Genomic DNA, 17,471 nt, shown 5'->3' on the forward strand with positions numbered 1-17,471 from the left:
TACAGTGTTCTAGATTGTCTTATTCAATCTCGCTGTTTTTATGATTCATTATATGATACTCTCGCTCTTAATGAACGAAACCTTTATAGCCATTATCAAAAGCTTTACTTCAATTTAAGATTCATCCTCTTAAATCTCTAGACCATATGCCAAATAACGTGCTAACCTTTTTTCAATCACTGCCGTGCTTAATTGACACCTAGTAGCGTAGTTTTGTACTTGGTCTCTATCTAATAACATAGCATCAAAGTATTTGGCGTCTTCTGATGCAAAATATAAGCCACATACAGAAGCGACTGGATTCATCATAAAGCTTTCTGTTAGGCTTACTCCCGTTATCTTCTCTCCCTCTAATAAATCAAAGAGTTTTTGCATCTGACTTTGATCTATCAATGAAGGATATCCAAAGGCCGGTCTAATGCCTCTATATTTTCCCTTTAATAAATCGTTTATCCCTAGCTGTTCATCTTTTGCATAGCCCCAATCATTTTGACGTACATCTTGATGAAGTTTTTCAGCAAAGGCTTCTGCTAAACGGTCGCAAAGTAGTTTAACCATGATTGCGCCATACTCATCTCCCTTTGCTTTAAGTTCATTTGCATAAGCTTCTGCACCTAATCCAGCTGTTACAATAAAACCGCCTATATAATCTTCTTTGCCTAGTGCTTTAGGGCTGATAAAATCTGATAAACAAAGATATTGATCTTGATTTTGTAGCTTTTGCTGTCTGATGCAATTAAAGGTAGCCGCTAGAGTGCCATCTTGATGATAAAGTTCGATATCATCTTCAACTGAGTTAGCTTTAAATAGGCCTAATACGCCTCTAAGGTCAATTATTTTCTCAGACGCTAATACATCTAACATTTTATTGGCATCTTCAAAAAGCTGACGTGCTGCTTCGCCATATACCTCATCTTCTAAAATAGCCGGATACAATTTTTTCATTTCCCATCCAATAAAGAAGAAGGTCCAGTCAATATAAGGCCTTAGATCTCTAATTGTATAATGATCTATGGTCTTGATTCCTTTAAAGGTCGGCTCAGAAATAGCTCTATGTTCCCAATCTATTTTCAGTTTTTTACTTCTAGCTTCCTCTAAACTTACTAATTTCTTAGGCACACTTCCATAGCTTTGTCTCTTTTCTTCATATTCCTTCTTAACTTCAGCAACAAATACTTCCTTTTCTTTTCCTAAAAGTTTTTTGCAGATTTCTACGGTTTTAGAAGCATCATATCCATAAACAGTAGGGCCGCTATAGTGTGGAGCGATTTTTAAAGCTGTATGGAGCTTAGAAGTCGTTGCTCCTCCTATAATCAGTGGTATAGTCATTCCTCTTCTTTCCATCTCTTCTGCTACATGGGCCATTTCATCTAAAGAAGGCGTAATTAGACCACTTAAGCCAATGATATCTACCTTTTCTTTAATAGCTGTATCTAAAATGGTTTCACAAGGTGTCATAACACCTAAGTCTATAATCTCAAAGTTGTTACATGCTAAGACAACACCTACAATATTTTTACCAATATCGTGAACATCTCCCTTAACTGTTGCTATTAAGATTTTTCCTGCTTTATGAGATGCCCCTTCTTCTTTATCCTTTTCCATATAGGGTAGTAAAAAACCTACTGCTTTTTTCATCACCCTTGCTGATTTAACCACTTGAGGAAGAAACATTTTACCTTCTCCAAATAAATCCCCAACCTTGGTCATCCCAGCCATCAAAGGTCCTTCTATAATGTGTAATGCTTTAGGATAAACTGTAACGGCCTCTGCCAAATCGTCTTCTATAAACTCCGTCGTTCCTTTAACCAAAGCATAGCTTAATCTATCATCTAATTGCCACTGTCTCCACTCATTTTGTTGGATAGTTACCTTATCCTGGTCTTGTTTATAGTTTTCTGCTTGTTCTAATAATCTTTCTGCTGCATCTTCTCGTTTATTAAAAATCACATCTTCTACAAGTTCTAGCAGCGCCTTCTGAATATCATCATAAATCTGAATCATGCCAGGATTAACAATTCCCATATCCATACCCGCTTCAATAGCATGATATAAAAAGACAGAATGCATGGCTTCTCTGATGACATTATTTCCTCTAAAAGAAAAAGACAAATTAGAAACTCCACCTGAAACCTTAGCATAAGGTAAGTGCTCTTTAATCCACCTCGTTGCTTCAATATAGTAAGCAGCATAATGATTATGTTCTTCCATTCCTGTAGCAATGGCTAAGATATTAGGATCAAAAATAATATCTTCAGGTGGAAAATGAAGCGTGTCTACTAGCAAGCGATAGGCTCTTTCACAAATTTCTATTTTTCTTTCAAAAGTATCCGCCTGCCCTCTTTCATCAAAGGCCATCACCACCACAGCTGCGCCAAAAGCTTTCACTACCTTAGCATGCTCTAAGAATTCCTCTTCTCCGTTTTTTAAGGAAATGGAATTGACAATGGGCTTACCCTGAATACTTTTAAGTCCTGCTTCAATGACCGACCATTTTGAAGAATCTATCATGATAGGTTTTGATGCAATATCTGGTTCTGATGCAATCAGCTTTAAAAAATAAGCCATTTCTTCTTCACTATTTAAAAGACCATCATCAAAATTAACATCTATAATTTGAGCTCCATTTTCCACTTGCTCTTTGGCAATTAATAAAGCTTCCTCATAGTTCCTTTCGCGAATCAACCTTGCAAACTTGGCTGAACCTGCTACATTTGTTCTTTCACCAATGTTAATAAAGTTATTAGCTTTATGACTTTTTACTGTCTCTAATCCACAGTAGATACTTTCTTTAGGTAAAGTAGGTATGGTTCTTGGTTTTACACCTTCCACACATTTTGCAATGGCTGCAATATGCTCTGGTGTGGTACCACAGCAGCCCCCTACTATGTTGACATATTGTCCCTTGGCTAATGCTTCAATATACTGAGCTGTCATATAGGGTGCTTCATCATATGCCCCTAGAACATTAGGTAACCCTGCATTAGGATAAACTGATACATATAAATTTTGAGTTTTTGACAGTTCTTTAATAAATGGCATTAAATCAGCACCACCAAAGGAGCAATTTAACCCGATAGAAATAACATGCTCATTTCTAACTGACTGAGCGAAGGCCTCTAGTTTTTGTCCGGAAAGTGTCCTTCCTGACTTGTCCGTTAAAGTTCCTGAAATCATAATGGGTAAAGTCATATTTTGAGCTTCATAAACCTCTTGTGCTGCAACAATTGCAGCTCTAGCATTCAACGTGTCAAATATGGTTTCAATTAAAAGACAATCTACACCTCCTGCTATTAAACCAGCGATTTGCTCACTGTAAGCTGATACCAATTCATCAAAGCTAATATTTCTAAAACCTGGATTTTCTACATCTGGTGATAATGAAGCTGTTTTATTAGTAGGCCCAATAGCACCTGCTACAAACCTAGGCTTATGAGGCTCTTTTTTAGTCATCTCATCCGCAACCTCTCTGGCTATGCGAGCTGACTCATAGTTTAATTCATATATTAGCTCTCCTAAGTCATAATCCGCCTGAGAAATAACCGTCGCATTAAACGTATTGGTTTCAATCATATCGGCTCCTGCTTTTAAGAAGCTCCTGTGAATCTTTTTAATTACTTCCGGCTTTGTTAATGATAATAAATCATTATTTCCCTTTTGATCACGATGAAACGTTTTAAAGCGTTCGCTGCGATAATCTTCTTCTGTTAATTGATAGCCTTGAATGCTTGTCCCCATAGCACCATCAAGGACTAAAATACGTTGTTTTAATATAGAAATGAGTTCATTTTTATCCATCTTATATCTCCCATACAATCAATATCCTCTATTCCGATAACACTTTGTTTGTTAAATCTTATTATAGCTCTTTAAGACACATTTAACAATTATTATTATTAAATAATTATATTATCCAATAAGACTTTTTTATCCTCACTAACTACCAAAAAGAACCCAGAGTTACTTCATTTGATAACTCAAGGGTTCTCTTCATAAAATTAGCTCTTTTCCTTATTAACAATATAAATACCTAAGCAAACTAAAATTAATGAAATGATACTCATTAATCCTATCATTTGGTATTCCTTTAAAAGCATAGCCGATAATAATACGCCAAATACCGGATTCATAAAGCCAAATACAGCTACTTTAGAAATAGGATTATACTTGAGAAGGATACCCCATACAGAATAAGCGATGGCTGAAACTAATGCTAAATAGATAAGCATTGCTGCTCCTCCTGCTGTCATAACTGTCATACGTCCTCCCATAGCTACTCCAAATAAAATCATTAATACGCCACCTATTAAAAACTGATAACCGCTTAAACAAACAGGATCTTCTTCTGTAGAATAGCTTTTCATAAGAACTGAAGAAAAAGCATAAGCTACTGTTGATAAAAAGATAAACCCTTCACCAACAAATGAAAAATGGGTATTTATTTCACTTCCTGTTAGGTTAACCAATATAACCCCTAAAAAGCCAATAATACTTCCCATTACTTTTCTAGTAGTAAGCTTCTCTTGATGAAAGCAAAGGCTTGCTATAAAAATAGCTACAAATACATTAACTGCTTCAATTATAGAAGCCTTCACACCGCTTGTATTCGCAAGTCCAATATAGAAAAAAACATACTGTGCCACAGTTTGAAACATACAAAGCGTCACTATTTTTCCATAAGACTGCTTCTTAGGCACTAGGATTTTACCTTTTACTAAACTTCCAATAACAAGTGCTAAAATGCCTGCTAGTGCAAAACGGCAGCCTGCAAAAAGAATTTGGGTGGCTGTTTGCTCTGATTCAATTTGAAATAATTGATACCCTATTTTAATGCATGGAAAAGCACTTCCCCATAAGGCGCAGCATAAAAGTGCTCCTAGCCAAACGACTATCGTCTTTTGCATCAACTGTTCTTTATTTTTCTTCATCTTCCCCACTCTTTCTAGTTATCCTTTATGTACTTATAAACGACCCACTTCCTATATGTTTTAAGCTACTTCAAATGATACTTATCAAAATAACCCCTTAAATTCTAATAAAACTATCAGAAATTGAAGGGGTCATTTATTAAGCTTGTTCTTCTTCTAAAATAGATGTACAGTGTGAACAGCGTGTTGCTTTAATAGATATTTGGCTATAGCAAAATGGGCATTCTTTTGTCGTTACTTCTTTTGCTGGCTCCTCTGCTTTTCTAGTCCCAATAGTACTTAATCTGTTCATTCCTTTTACTAATAGGAAAATTAAAAATGCCATAATAATAAAATTAATGATGGCTGTTATAAAAGCCCCATAGCGGATGTTTACATCTGCAATTGTTATGACTAAAGCACTAAAATCTTTTTTGGCAAATAATCCTATGATAGGTGAAATCACATCATCAACTAAAGATTTAACGATCCCTTGAAAAGCACCTCCAATAATAACACCTACTGCTAAATCTAATACATTCCCTCTAAGAGCAAATGTTCTAAACTCATTAAGAAATTTTTTCATCTTTGAACTTCTCCTTTATCTCTTGAAAAATGTTCTTCATCTATTATATAGCCACATTTGGTTTTTTTACAAGTAACAATTCACGAAATAAAAAATATATGCGTGGCTGCTTTAATCTTACTTCATTAAGTTCCTTTCATGATATAATAGTTAAATCATAAGCTAACACTAAATCTTTATTCTTTTGTGCATTTTACCCAGGTATAAAACCAGATATTTATATGAAAAATGACTCTATATACTTCATTTCTATAATAAGGAGGTAAACATGATGTCTCATGGTAAATTTGTTTTTATTTCGGATTTTGACGGTACACTGACAGAAAAAGATTTTTATCAAATGATCATTGATGATTATTTAGGTGAAGCGGGCCAAAAACTTTATAAGGAGTGGCGCCAAGGCCTTCATCTAGATAAAGATTTCTTAGGTCAAATCTATAGTACTATCAATCGTGAAGAAGCTGAGATTCTTGAGGATATTCTTCGTATCGAATGGGATGAATCAGCTACTGAATTCATTCAAAAGGTTCGTGAAAATGGAGGGGAGTTTATTATTTTAAGTGCTGGTACTAGCTATTATATTAACCTACTCCTTAAGGAAAAAGGCTTATCAGATGTAAAAGTCTACTCCAACCCAGGTATTTATAAAGATAAAGGCATCCATCTACAAATAGATGAAAGCAGTCTCTACTACTCCGAAAGATATGGTATTGATAAAGCTAAAGTGGTTCTGGATTTTAAAAAACAGTATGCGCATGTTTACTATGCAGGTGATAGTGCCCCTGATATTTTGCCCTGTAAGTTAGCTGATCTAGCTTTTGCCAAGGGTGGTCTTCAAGAAATGCTACAATCAGAAGGTGTTAACTTTGTACCTATAAAAAGCTTTAAAGATGTAACCACTACTCTTATAGAAAACGGGGTGTTAAAGTGAATCAGCCACAAGCTCATCGTATCTCCATTCCCTCTTTACTTAAAGTAGGTAAAGGAACGCTTAATGAAATAGGCGTATTTTTAAAGGAAAACCATTTCGATCAAGTTGTTATTTATTTCGGCAATGGACTAATCCGTTTATTTGGTGATACAGTTTTTGATTCTCTTCACCAAAATGCTATTACGCTTCTTCACTCTGAAGAACTTGATACTACTGATATAGATGCTATTGTAAAGCTTGCTTTTAGCATCAGTAGTAAAACAGATGCCATTATTGGCATAGGCGGTGGAAAAGTCATAGACGTCGCCAAATATGCCGCCTTTCTTAGAAAAATTCCTTTTATTAGTGTGCCTACTTCTGCTTCTAGTGATGGTTTCTCAAGCTCTAGTGCTTCTCTTCTAGTCAATGGGAAAAGAACTTCTGTCCCTGCTAGGCTAGCCTATGGTATTATCATTGATACAAATGTGATCAAAAGTGCTCCGGACCCCTTCATTTATTCAGGTATTGGCGACCTCATTTCTAAAATCACAGCTTTATACGACTGGCTCTACGAGCATCAACAAGGCTATAGCACCTTAGATGACTTTGCTTATATGATTGCTAAAAAGGCTGTTAATAGCTTTGTACGTACCCCCTTTACAAGTATCAAAGATGATTTATTTTTAAAAGAATTGGTAGATTCTCTTGCTATGAGCGGCATTGCCAATGAGATGGCAGGCAATAGTGCGCCCTCAAGCGGCAGTGAACACTTAATTTCTCATGCTCTTGATAAGCTTATGGATGTCCCTTTGCTCCACGGCATCCAAGTAGGCATTGCCACCTACCTTATGAGCAAAGTTCAAAACCATAGATGGCAACGCATTCATACGGTACTAACAGATACAGGCTTTTGGTCTTACGCTAAAACCTTACAACTCAAAAGAAAAGACCTTGAAAAAGCTATAGATCTAGCCCCTACTATTAAACCTAATCGCCACACCTTCATTCATGAAGAAAAATACCGAACTGAGGCTAAGCTACTTCTCTTAAATGACCCGATCTTTCAGCAAATTCTATGTGAATAACCCTCTACTCATATCTAGCCAAACGTATTATAAATGCCTCCTTACGATGAATACTATCTGAATAATAAGTTTTTATTAAGGGTAATATAGTATTGACACTAAAATGAAATCGTCTAAGGAGGCTAGCGTAATGGATTATCCAATGTTTTGCTATCAATGTGAACAAACTGTTGGTGGCAAAGGTTGTACTAAAATAGGTGTTTGTGGTAAGACCCCTGAAGTAGCTAATCTGCAAGATTTACTTATCTATCAATTAAAAGGTATTAGTTGTTATGCTGTTCCACTTATTGAAAAAGGAGAAATGATTGATAAAGATATTATTAAGTTTGTAGAGAACTCTCTTTTTACAACATTAACTAATGTTAACTTCGATGCAGATGCTCATGTAGAACTTTTAAAAAAATCTCAAGAAATTAAAGAACGTCTTAGACAAAAGGCACCTGCTAATATCAGCTATCCTGAATTTGCTACTTATAACCTAAGCCAAACTAGAGAACAAATGCTTGAAGATGCAAAACGTGCAGGGATTATGTTTGATAAGGATTTACATGAAGACATTCGTTCTTTAAGACAAACCATTATCTATGGCCTTAAAGGAATCAGTGCCTATGGCCATCAAGCACGTTTTCTCAATTATTGGAGTGATCAAGTAGACCATTTCTACTTGAGGGCTTTAGAAATAGCTACAAAAGATGATATTTCTGTAGACGAAATGATTAGATGGGTCATGCGTACAGGAGAGATGAGCATTGAAGTCATGAAAACCCTTGATGATGCTAACACTCAATCTTTCAAAAACCCCTCTCCTCATAAGGTAAATGTGCATATCCAAAAAGGACCCTTTATTATTGTTTCAGGCCACGACCTAAAGGATCTTTATATGCTACTTGAACAAACTGAAGGGACAGGCATTAACATTTATACACATGGTGAAATGCTTCCTGCACATGGTTATCCCGAACTTAAGAAATTTAAACATCTAGTAGGTAACTATGGTGGTGCTTGGCAGGATCAACAACCCCAATTTGATGGTATTCCTGGCTGCATTCTCATGACCACTAACTGTTTGATGCGACCTCGTGAAACTTATAAGGATAGAATTTTTACGACTAATACAGTGGGCTGGGATGGTGTGACATTTATTCCTAAACTTCCCGATGGTACAAAGGACTTTACTCCTATTATTGAAAAAGCCCTTGAACTTGGTGGTTTCAAAGAAGATCAAGAACCACATGAAATTTTAGTAGGCTTTGGTCACCATGCTACCCTCTCCCATGCAGAAACTATCGTTAACGCCGTTAAGTCTGGTCAGATTAGGCACTTCTTTGTGATAGGTGGCTGTGATGGTGCTAGACCTGGAAGAAACTACTATACTGATTTCGCTAAAATTGTACCAGAGGATTGTATTATCTTAACCTTAGCTTGTGGTAAATATCGCTTTAATAAATTAGATTTTGGAACAGTAGCAGGTCTTCCAAGGTTGTTAGACGTCGGTCAATGTAATGATGTTTATTCTGCTGTTGCTATCGCTACTGGCTTAGCCGATGCTTTTGAAACAGATGTCAATGGCTTACCTCTTTCTGTCATTTTATCTTGGTATGAACAAAAGGCTGTTGCTGACCTACTAGCTCTTCTTTCATTAGGTGTTAAAAATATCTACTTAGGACCAAGCCTTCCTGCTTTTATCAGTCCTAAGGTCTTACAATATCTTGTAGATACATTTAATTTAACACCTATTAGTACTCCTGATGATGATTTAAAAACTTGTTTAAAGCAATGCTTATAACTTTTTCTTAACTTATTAAACGCCTGAGTTTCTGATTAAATGTTCAGAGACTCAGGCGTTTATGGCTAGCATCACTACTTACTCACATATTTGTCCTTTAATGATTTCTAATACATAATTTTTAAATGTCTCAAAACTTGTAGGATCGCAAGAAGTGCCTTTATGCATTGACTTTGTATAAAAATTGTATTCTACATTTCCATAGTTAAAGATCGGACTTGTTAAAATAAAGCTAAATTCTGTAACTCTATAAGTTATTGCTTTTTTCATGGCTTCTCTACAAATTTCAAGTAAAGCGTCACTCTCTTCTAATTTTTGATCTGCTGTTAGTTTAAGGATGAAGCTTAATAAACGATATCCCCCATTCAACGGAAACATTTCTCCTCTTCCTGTATCAAATAATTTTCCTGTGTTATGAAAGTACTTGAGATTTCTAAAACTGATATTCTTGTATACCTCCTCTACCTCTAATCCATCTAGCTGCAGAGATTTTGCATGGTCACTTATACTTTCCCAGCTTGTATCCTGCATACTTCTGTTGTTTTTAACTATTTTTTCGAACTCCTTATAAGCATCCTCTATTTTCTTATCTGTATAAATAACTGTTTCGTTAACAACTACATTATATTCTCCATTATCATAAACTAAAGCTACTTTACTACTCATATCAATCTCCTTTCGATATATAATAATAATTATTATATCATATAGATTATTTTATTGATATGTTTATTGTATATCTGTCACTTCTTCATACCTACTATTCTACCGTAGCTTCAATCTACTTAATGAACGCCTCATATTAATGTGGGAATTCATTTCAATGTTCTCTAATAAACCCTCTACTATAATAAGACTAATTTGTTATCTTAAAAGCTTCTATAATTCGGCTTAAATCATCTGAGTAATGTTCATATGATATGCTGTCCTAAGTTTAATTTTCTCCATCATTTTAAATTATCTAATAAGTAGCCTACTTATTTCTGCTATTTTCTCATTAGCGATGACTTTGTTGTATTCAATCTTCTATATATTTTATTAAATACACATTACTCGTTTTAGTTTTACAATTAAGAAGAAGGGTTTTTTCACACTTTCATCAAATTATTATCAAGATTTCATCAAATTTAACATCTATACTTAATGATATAAATACCTCATGTGCGCCTCTAAACACATGCGGTCGATCTTATTCAATTTAACTACATAAATGGGGGGTTTAACAATGAATTTGAAAAAGTTTTTATATGGTCTATTATCTGCCACTTTAGTAGTATCATCTGTTACACCTGTTTTCGCAGCCGAAACAGTTACTACTACCTCTTCTCAAACACAAATTTCATCTGAGGAAGTAACCATTTCTTTATCTGACACTTCAATTTTAGTCAATGGTGAATCAGCTTCAACTGATAACAACGATGCTGTTTATACAAGCCACGATATTATTTATTATGAAGATAAAGATACTTACGATAGTGGTAATGCTTATGGTGAAGGTACTGCAGAGGATAAACATAGCAGCGAAGAAGCCCTTAAGCATACTGTTGTTAATATCACCAAGCCAGGTACATACCGTATTTCAGGTCAACTTTCTTACGGACAGATTTTTGTAAATGTAGGAAAAGACGAGGCCGACAAAGTTACACTCATTCTTGATCATGTAGATATCAACTGCAGCGTTGCACCTGCGGTCTTCTTCTATCAAGTATATGAATGTGATGCTGATGCCACTGTCGAAACTGCAACGAATCAGGTAGATACTTCAAATGCTGGTGCACGTGTTATTATTGCTGATGATTCTGTGAATCATGTGACAGGCTCATATGTTGCACGTATTTATAAAGATACTACAGAGCAAAAGAAACTTCATAAGTATGATGGCGCTTTCTACTCTCGCATGAGTATGGAAATTGATGGTGAGACCAAAGGAAATGGTGTTCTTAACATTACTTCTGATAATGAAGGTTTAGATACTGAACTTCACCTAACTATTAACGGTGGAAAAATTAATATTCAATCTTCTGATGATGGAATCAACGTCAATGAAGATGGTATTAGCGTCTTTACAATGAACGATGGTTACTTAAATATTTACGCAGGTAATGGTTCGGAAGGAGACGGTATTGATTCTAATGGTTGGAATGTCATTAACGGTGGAACTGTTATTTCTTTAGCTAATCCAAAAAGCATGGATGGTGGTATTGACTCAGATATGGGTTCAACAATCAATGGCGGAACAGTCATTGGTGCTGGTAATATGTATGATCCTTTAGAGGATGATTCCAAGCAGCTTTTCATGTTCCTTCAATTAGCTGAAAAAACAGATCAATTACTTGTTGTCACTGATGAAAAAGATAATCCTGTTTTTGCTTATGATTTTCCAAATGACTATACATACATTTCATTGAGTACCCCTACATTAACAGAAGGAACTTACCATGTTTATAAAGGTGGTACCATCAAGGGAACTGAAACAGATGGCTTCTACACCACCATTACTTCTTACTTTGAAGGCACTAAGCTTCATCATGGTGGAACTTCTACAAACCAAAATATAGGTATGATGACACCTCCACAAGATGGCAATGGACCAAGCTTCTCCACAAATGGAACTCCTCCTGAAATACCAGACAATACTCAAATGCCTAATCAAGGCCAGTCACAGCCAACACCTCCTGAAGGTATAGGAAATGGTGAGCGTCCTACACCTCCTGAAGGTATAACAAATGGTGAACCTCCTACACTTCCTGAGGGTATGGCAAATGGTGAACCTCCTGCACCTCCTGAGGGTATGGCAAATGGCGGAGGCTTTGGAGGCCCACAAGGTATGCAAAGTTCCAGCGAGACAGAAAACTATGATTTTGTACTAAGTGCATCTAACAAAGGCTTCACTAATGTTTCAAGTACAACAGCTACAGGTAACACAGCTAGTACAACGCCAAGTAGCACTACCACAAATACAGTTGGCACCACTAGCTTTTCAGATGTAAAAGGTGACAGTTGGTATGCCCAAGCAGTTACTTTCTGCAAAAATAAAGGCTTAATGGGCGGCACTTCATCAACTACCTTCTCACCCTCTGCTCCGGTTACACGTGAAATGTTTGCTACTATTCTTTACCGCTTAGCAGGTTCACCTAACGTTACTACTCCTACTTCATTTACTGATGTTAAAAATGAATCCGCTTACTATTACAAGTCTGTTTCATGGGCTAATCAATCAGGTATTACCAAAGGCATTAGCTCAAATGCATTTGGCGTAGGCCAATCTATTACTGTTCAAGATGCTGTCGTTATGTTAGAGCGTTATGGAAAAGGTGGTGACCTCACTCAAGTAGAAAATGTTTCCTCTACTAGTACATCACCAGCAACTCGTGCACAAATTGCGGCACTATTAATGCAGTATTGCAACAACTAAATAAGCATCTATCTTAATCACTTGAATTTATATTATTTCCAGTTTGGTAGCCCTAGTTTTATTAAATCTATCTATTCAATCTTTACTTTTTTTCGAGGCAACCTTCTATTTCTTTAAGTGTCTTTAATCCCTTAGCTATTTCAAAGTAAAGGACTAAGCTACAATTCCCCATAACTTAGTCCTTTATCTTTTCCTATTTTATTAATAAATCTTCCCTATCTTATAGTAACATCTGTAATGATTACCTCACTTACACCACTACCAAGGTTTCCACCGAATGTATAGCTTTCACCTGCTGCTAATTGAGGTTGCCATGCTGGATTGGTAATCGTATATGTTTTGCCTGATTGGTTCGCTAGTTCTGCACTCCATATAGAGTCGATTGGGCGATTGATTGTAAATGTACAAGTCCAACCATTTAAATCTTTTCCTGTTGTATTCTTGATTGTAAATTCAACAGTTGCACCACTATTCCAATCTGATACCACCTTGACAGCCATCACATCATCCGTAGGATTAGTAGGTTGTGAAGGTTCAGTTGGATTCTCGCTACCAGGTGCCTGACATGCTTCAAATACCCATGTTTGATTACTTGCACCATAGTATTCATATTGCTGCACATTAGCACCATCTGTTACTGCTTTGTTAGCAACATCTAATCCCTTAGTATCTGCTGAAGCTCTTGTAACAACTCCATATACATTTTGTGTGGATGTTTTTACAACTTTAAAATCTTGTGCACTCATATTATTTGCAGAATATACTTGGATATTAGTACCATTCTTATTTTCACCATAGCATACATCTAGCATATAACCTAAACCATTCTTTAAAGTTACATATCCTTCAGTTTTATTGGTTAAGTACCATTTTTGACTTGCTGCACCTGTACCTTGAGCAATCTCTACGTTCTGTCCATTTGCTCCTGTATTTCCTTGTACTTGTAAATATTTTTGAGCATTAATATTCTTAATATAATACCATCCATCTGCTAATTTAGCAGCTTCTAAGCTTGGTTTCTCCGGTTCTGTTGGTTGCCCCGGATCAACTGATGTGCCGCTTGTGAAACCTGCTTCTTCTAAGAGCTGAAGATTATTCCATAAACTTGGACTCCAAACACTCCAATCATGCCCTCTCCCTTGTAAAGTCCAATAAACATGATTAATTTGTCTAGACTGACAGAAGTTATGTATATTATCACCAAATGTCTTTAATGAATCGGTACTTCCACAAGAAATGAATAGCAATTTTAAAGAGCTTTTTGCTTTTGCCCCATTATCAGGGAATAATACATTAGTTGCTTTAGTATTAGGTGCTGCTGAATAGCCTCCTATATAAGCAAATACATCAAGGTTAGTAAAGCCAATATTATAAGTCTGACCACCACCCATTGAAAGACCTGAAATCGCTCTATGTTCACGATCTGTATAGACTGAATAATTCTTTTCTATATAAGGTATTAAGGAGTTTACTAAATCCTTCGTGAAGTTTTCCCAACCATCACTTATACCTGTACCTGTTGCATTGCCATTTGGAAATACAATAATAGATGGTTTAATTTTTCCATCTGCTATTAAATTATCAGCAATAAGATTAGGTTTTCCATTGTAAGGCCATTCATTTTCATTGCCTCCAATACCGTGTAATAAATAAAGAACGCTATATTTTTGATTACTAGAGTACCCAGGTGGTAAATAAATTTTCGCTTTACGCATACTATTAGTTGCTGTTGAATAATAAGTAATCTCATTTATCACACCATGTGGAATATTAGATCTAAGACTATCATACCCTGTTGGCGGTATAACTGGTGTTGATGCAGCAAATGTATTTTGTGGTAATGCTATGCAAAGAAGAAGTGCTACTAAATACATTTTTAAAATACTAAGTATTGGTTTCTTAATCATTTTTTCCGTATAGTTCATAATGCTTTCCTCCTAAAAAAATATGTTTTTCTCCCTATGTTTTTCTATAACTACTTCATTTGCCTTAATGATTTTCTACATCTTCCCTCCCTTATCTAGACATTTTAAGTTCTAATCCTAGGATTAATCCTGGTTCTAGGTTATATTTATAATGATAGCAGGGCTTTTCCGTAAATACTTGTACATTTTTCACATATATTAGCATTATTTTAAACTTTTTCAAAAAGGAGGTAATAATTATGAATGAGTGGCCTTCAAATACACTGGAAGAGCAAAAAGAACACGACAGTTCCCTTTTCCCTGTATCACTCCATGTCATGCAACATCATACTCTAGGTTGCATACTTCCACCTCATTGGCATGACAAACTGGAATTCATTTATGTAACAAAAGGAGAAATTCATTTTTCAATTAATAACGAATCCTTTTATGTCCATGCAGGTGACTGTCTTTTTATCAATTCTTGTCAGCTCCATGCTGGGTTTTCAAGAACCCCTCTTATCAATTACTGCTCCATTGTTTTTAGTTCCAAACTGTTAACAAATAGTCTTGATATTTGTCAAAACTTCTTTGAGAATATCACAAATCATAGATGTATTATGCAACAACATTTTCATTCTGACATACCTGCACATTATGAAATTATTGAACATATAAAAAGAATGATTACTGCACTAACTCATAAGAATCTAGCTTATGAACTAATTGTCAAAAGTGAACTATTAGTTATTTTTAGTATCCTCATACAAACTTCCCCTCAGCTCACTTCTTTAGATGCTAAGTTGCCTAATCATCAAACTAAAAACAATGAACGCTTAGAGCAAATTATTACCTATATTAGTTTGCATTATCACGAAAAAATTGCACTTACTGATATTAGTGAAGCTGTTCATGTAACACCTCAATATCTGTGCCGTTTTTTTAAAAATATGACTACCATGAGTTTGATCGACTATATTAATCACTATCGTATTGAACGTGCACGTAGCCTACTAGAAGAAAGTAGATTAAGTATTACTGATATTGCCTTGATGTGTGGCTTTGATAATATCAGTTACTTTAATCGTGTCTTTAAACAACATATTCATTGTACCCCTAGTAAGTCACGATTAAATAAAAAATAAGATCAAGATGATACTTGATCCTACCCATAAATAATGATTTAATTTTAGGAGTATTGTCTTTAGCCTAATAGATGCTCCAATCTTCTTCCTGAGTTAGAAATACTCCTCTCTCTCCCCCCACGTATTTTAAAATAAAACCTAGTATCCTCGCTGCCATTCATTTGTTTCAGCGTTTTTTTCTAAAACTAGTTTATACCCCTGATTTCCACTGTAGAAATAAACATACTGGCATAAAGGGTCTACATCGATCTCAAACTTGTCTTTAGCGCCAATACTGCTATTCAAACCAAATGTGGAGTAAAAAGTAATATAGAGCGTATCGCCATCTTGTTTCGCTTTATAAGTCCGTATATATCCCATACTGCTTGCTACACCAACATAAAGTGTCATTTTTCTTCCATCCTCGGATATGGAACACTCTTTTCTAAGCATTACATCCCCTCTTTTTCCACCTGTTGCCAAGATACAGCTCACCAATAGCGCAATTATAATAAATATAATTATAAGTTTCTTTTTCATTTTCTAGTCTCCCTCCTATTCAAACCCTATTTTTTATTATGCTGACTTTTCATCATTCAACCACTCCTACGTTAGAGCTAAGCAACTTTTCCTTGCTCTTAGAAATTGATTCTATTTTTGCCTACCCTGTATGGTGTTTTATACCTCTTCTTATTTACTCATCCATATCATGTGTATTTCTGTTTCTCCAGTATATTCATCTATTGACCTATTAATAGGTCTAAAACCTTGCCTTTTATAAAATGCTATAGCTTATGTATTCTTCTCATATTTTGCCCTCTTATCACTTGAGCTATTTTCTATATTTCCGATTTCTTCAACCCCTGACTGTTTGTACCATTGTGTATCCTTTAAAATTAGATTTCTATAACGTTTTCTTCCCACCGTATATTTCCCATACTCTATAGCTTCCTTAGGACATTCATGAATACATCTAAAACACATAAGACAATTGTGTTGCCAAACGATCTTTCCCTCTTCATACTTAATATTGTGATTAGGACAAATATGTGTACACTTCTTACAACTAATACACCTCGAGCTAGTCCAGAAGTTACTATCTTTATTACTTAAGTCCTTCATAGCCTTAGAATAAACTAGTCTATACATAACACGTCCAAACCCTGGTTCTTTTATTTCAAATCGATTTTCTCTGTCTTCCTTAATCTCTTTGACTATTTGTAAAACCTTTTTCTCCATATGCTTCAATAACTGCTCTTGTTTTCTTTCATCTTGAACCTTAAATTCTGCAATATATGTTCTGGGCATCATCACTAAATAGCCGCCTGCCAGCTGCATCTGTCTTTGCTTCAGTATCTTCTTAACTTGCCACAAAGCTTCACCTGGAACACCTCCACAAGTACAAACTGCGTAGACCTTTACCTTATTGTTTGTTTCTATCTTATTAATAAACGCTAAGACAACTGGAGGTATTCCATACATATGTACTGGGAAGACAATGATTATTCTCTGATAAGCTAAATATTCCCCTTTATATTCTAATAAATTGTATATATTATTACTATCTAACTGCTGTGAAATCCCTCTAGCTACTAAATAACTATTTCCCGTTCCGCTATAATAAAACACACCATATGACTTTATATTCCCCTTCATTTACCTCTCCCCCCCGACTACTCCTTGTCGTATTATTTAAGACATATCATAACGCAAGTAACGCCCCATACGGGAATAAATCGTTTGCTATAACTATG

The 17,471-nt window shown here is 35.4% G+C and carries 12 protein-coding genes; 5 read left to right on the forward strand and 7 right to left on the reverse strand.

From position 1 onward, the window contains the following. Positions 1 to 129: 129 nt before the first annotated feature. The 3 genes from metH to mscL form a co-directional block, all read right to left on the reverse strand. Positions 130 to 3,798, reverse strand: a complete 3,669-nt coding sequence (gene metH / locus CLOLE_RS13540; RefSeq protein WP_013657693.1) for a methionine synthase — start codon at positions 3,796 to 3,798, stop codon at positions 130 to 132. A 200-nt stretch (positions 3,799 to 3,998) separates the two neighbouring features. Next, positions 3,999 to 4,928 carry a DMT family transporter gene (locus CLOLE_RS13545; protein ID WP_013657694.1) on the reverse strand — a complete coding sequence of 310 codons (930 nt, stop codon included), beginning with the start codon at positions 4,926 to 4,928 and terminating at the stop codon, positions 3,999 to 4,001. Between the two features lie 139 nt (positions 4,929 to 5,067). Then, the gene (mscL, locus tag CLOLE_RS13550; RefSeq protein ID WP_013657695.1) at positions 5,068 to 5,493 is read right to left on the reverse strand and encodes a large conductance mechanosensitive channel protein MscL; all 426 of its coding nucleotides are present in this window, start codon (positions 5,491 to 5,493) and stop codon (positions 5,068 to 5,070) included. 271 nt (positions 5,494 to 5,764) lie between these two features. Between mscL and CLOLE_RS13555 the strand changes: the two genes are divergently transcribed. From CLOLE_RS13555 to hcp, 3 genes are all read left to right on the forward strand, one after another. Beyond that, positions 5,765 to 6,424, forward strand: coding sequence for an MtnX-like HAD-IB family phosphatase (locus CLOLE_RS13555; RefSeq protein WP_157864067.1), 660 nt, complete (start codon positions 5,765 to 5,767; stop codon positions 6,422 to 6,424). After that, positions 6,421 to 7,488, forward strand: a complete 1,068-nt coding sequence (locus CLOLE_RS13560) for an iron-containing alcohol dehydrogenase family protein (protein ID WP_013657697.1) — start codon at positions 6,421 to 6,423, stop codon at positions 7,486 to 7,488. The genes CLOLE_RS13555 and CLOLE_RS13560 overlap by 4 nt, the downstream gene beginning before the upstream one ends. A 130-nt stretch (positions 7,489 to 7,618) precedes the next feature. Then, positions 7,619 to 9,274 (forward strand): hydroxylamine reductase, encoded by a 1,656-nt coding sequence (gene hcp, locus CLOLE_RS13565; RefSeq protein WP_013657698.1) that lies wholly within the window; start codon positions 7,619 to 7,621, stop codon positions 9,272 to 9,274. Positions 9,275 to 9,352: 78 nt separating this feature from the next. Here the strand turns inward: hcp and CLOLE_RS13570 are convergent, their stop codons facing one another. Further along, positions 9,353 to 9,940 carry a hypothetical protein gene (locus CLOLE_RS13570; protein ID WP_013657699.1) on the reverse strand — a complete coding sequence of 196 codons (588 nt, stop codon included), beginning with the start codon at positions 9,938 to 9,940 and terminating at the stop codon, positions 9,353 to 9,355. Positions 9,941 to 10,499: 559 nt separating this feature from the next. Here CLOLE_RS13570 and CLOLE_RS13575 point away from each other — a divergent pair. Further along, positions 10,500 to 12,689 carry a carbohydrate-binding domain-containing protein gene (locus tag CLOLE_RS13575; RefSeq protein WP_013657700.1) on the forward strand — a complete coding sequence of 730 codons (2,190 nt, stop codon included), beginning with the start codon at positions 10,500 to 10,502 and terminating at the stop codon, positions 12,687 to 12,689. 215 nt (positions 12,690 to 12,904) lie between these two features. Here the strand turns inward: CLOLE_RS13575 and CLOLE_RS23620 are convergent, their stop codons facing one another. Then, on the reverse strand, positions 12,905 to 14,614 hold the full coding sequence (locus tag CLOLE_RS23620) for an alpha/beta hydrolase-fold protein (RefSeq protein ID WP_013657701.1): 1,710 nt from the start codon (positions 14,612 to 14,614) through the stop codon (positions 12,905 to 12,907). A 239-nt stretch (positions 14,615 to 14,853) separates the two neighbouring features. On the opposite strand from CLOLE_RS23620, the gene CLOLE_RS13590 reads away from it, so the two are divergent. Next, complete coding sequence (locus CLOLE_RS13590; RefSeq protein ID WP_013657702.1) at positions 14,854 to 15,738, forward strand: AraC family transcriptional regulator; 885 nt, start codon at positions 14,854 to 14,856, stop codon at positions 15,736 to 15,738. A 138-nt stretch (positions 15,739 to 15,876) separates the two neighbouring features. On the opposite strand, the gene CLOLE_RS13595 is transcribed toward CLOLE_RS13590, so the two are convergent. Together CLOLE_RS13595 and CLOLE_RS13600 are read right to left on the reverse strand one after the other, a co-directional pair. Further along, a complete protein-coding gene (locus CLOLE_RS13595) occupies positions 15,877 to 16,257 on the reverse strand; it encodes a hypothetical protein (protein WP_013657703.1) in 381 nt (126 codons plus the stop codon). A 252-nt stretch (positions 16,258 to 16,509) separates the two neighbouring features. Further along, positions 16,510 to 17,373 (reverse strand): EFR1 family ferrodoxin, encoded by an 864-nt coding sequence (locus CLOLE_RS13600; protein WP_013657704.1) that lies wholly within the window; start codon positions 17,371 to 17,373, stop codon positions 16,510 to 16,512. Between the last annotated feature and the right edge of the window lie 98 nt (positions 17,374 to 17,471).

The sequence above is a fragment of the Cellulosilyticum lentocellum DSM 5427 genome (assembly GCF_000178835.2).
In the GTDB taxonomy this organism is placed as follows: Bacteria; Bacillota; Clostridia; order Lachnospirales; family Cellulosilyticaceae; genus Cellulosilyticum; species Cellulosilyticum lentocellum.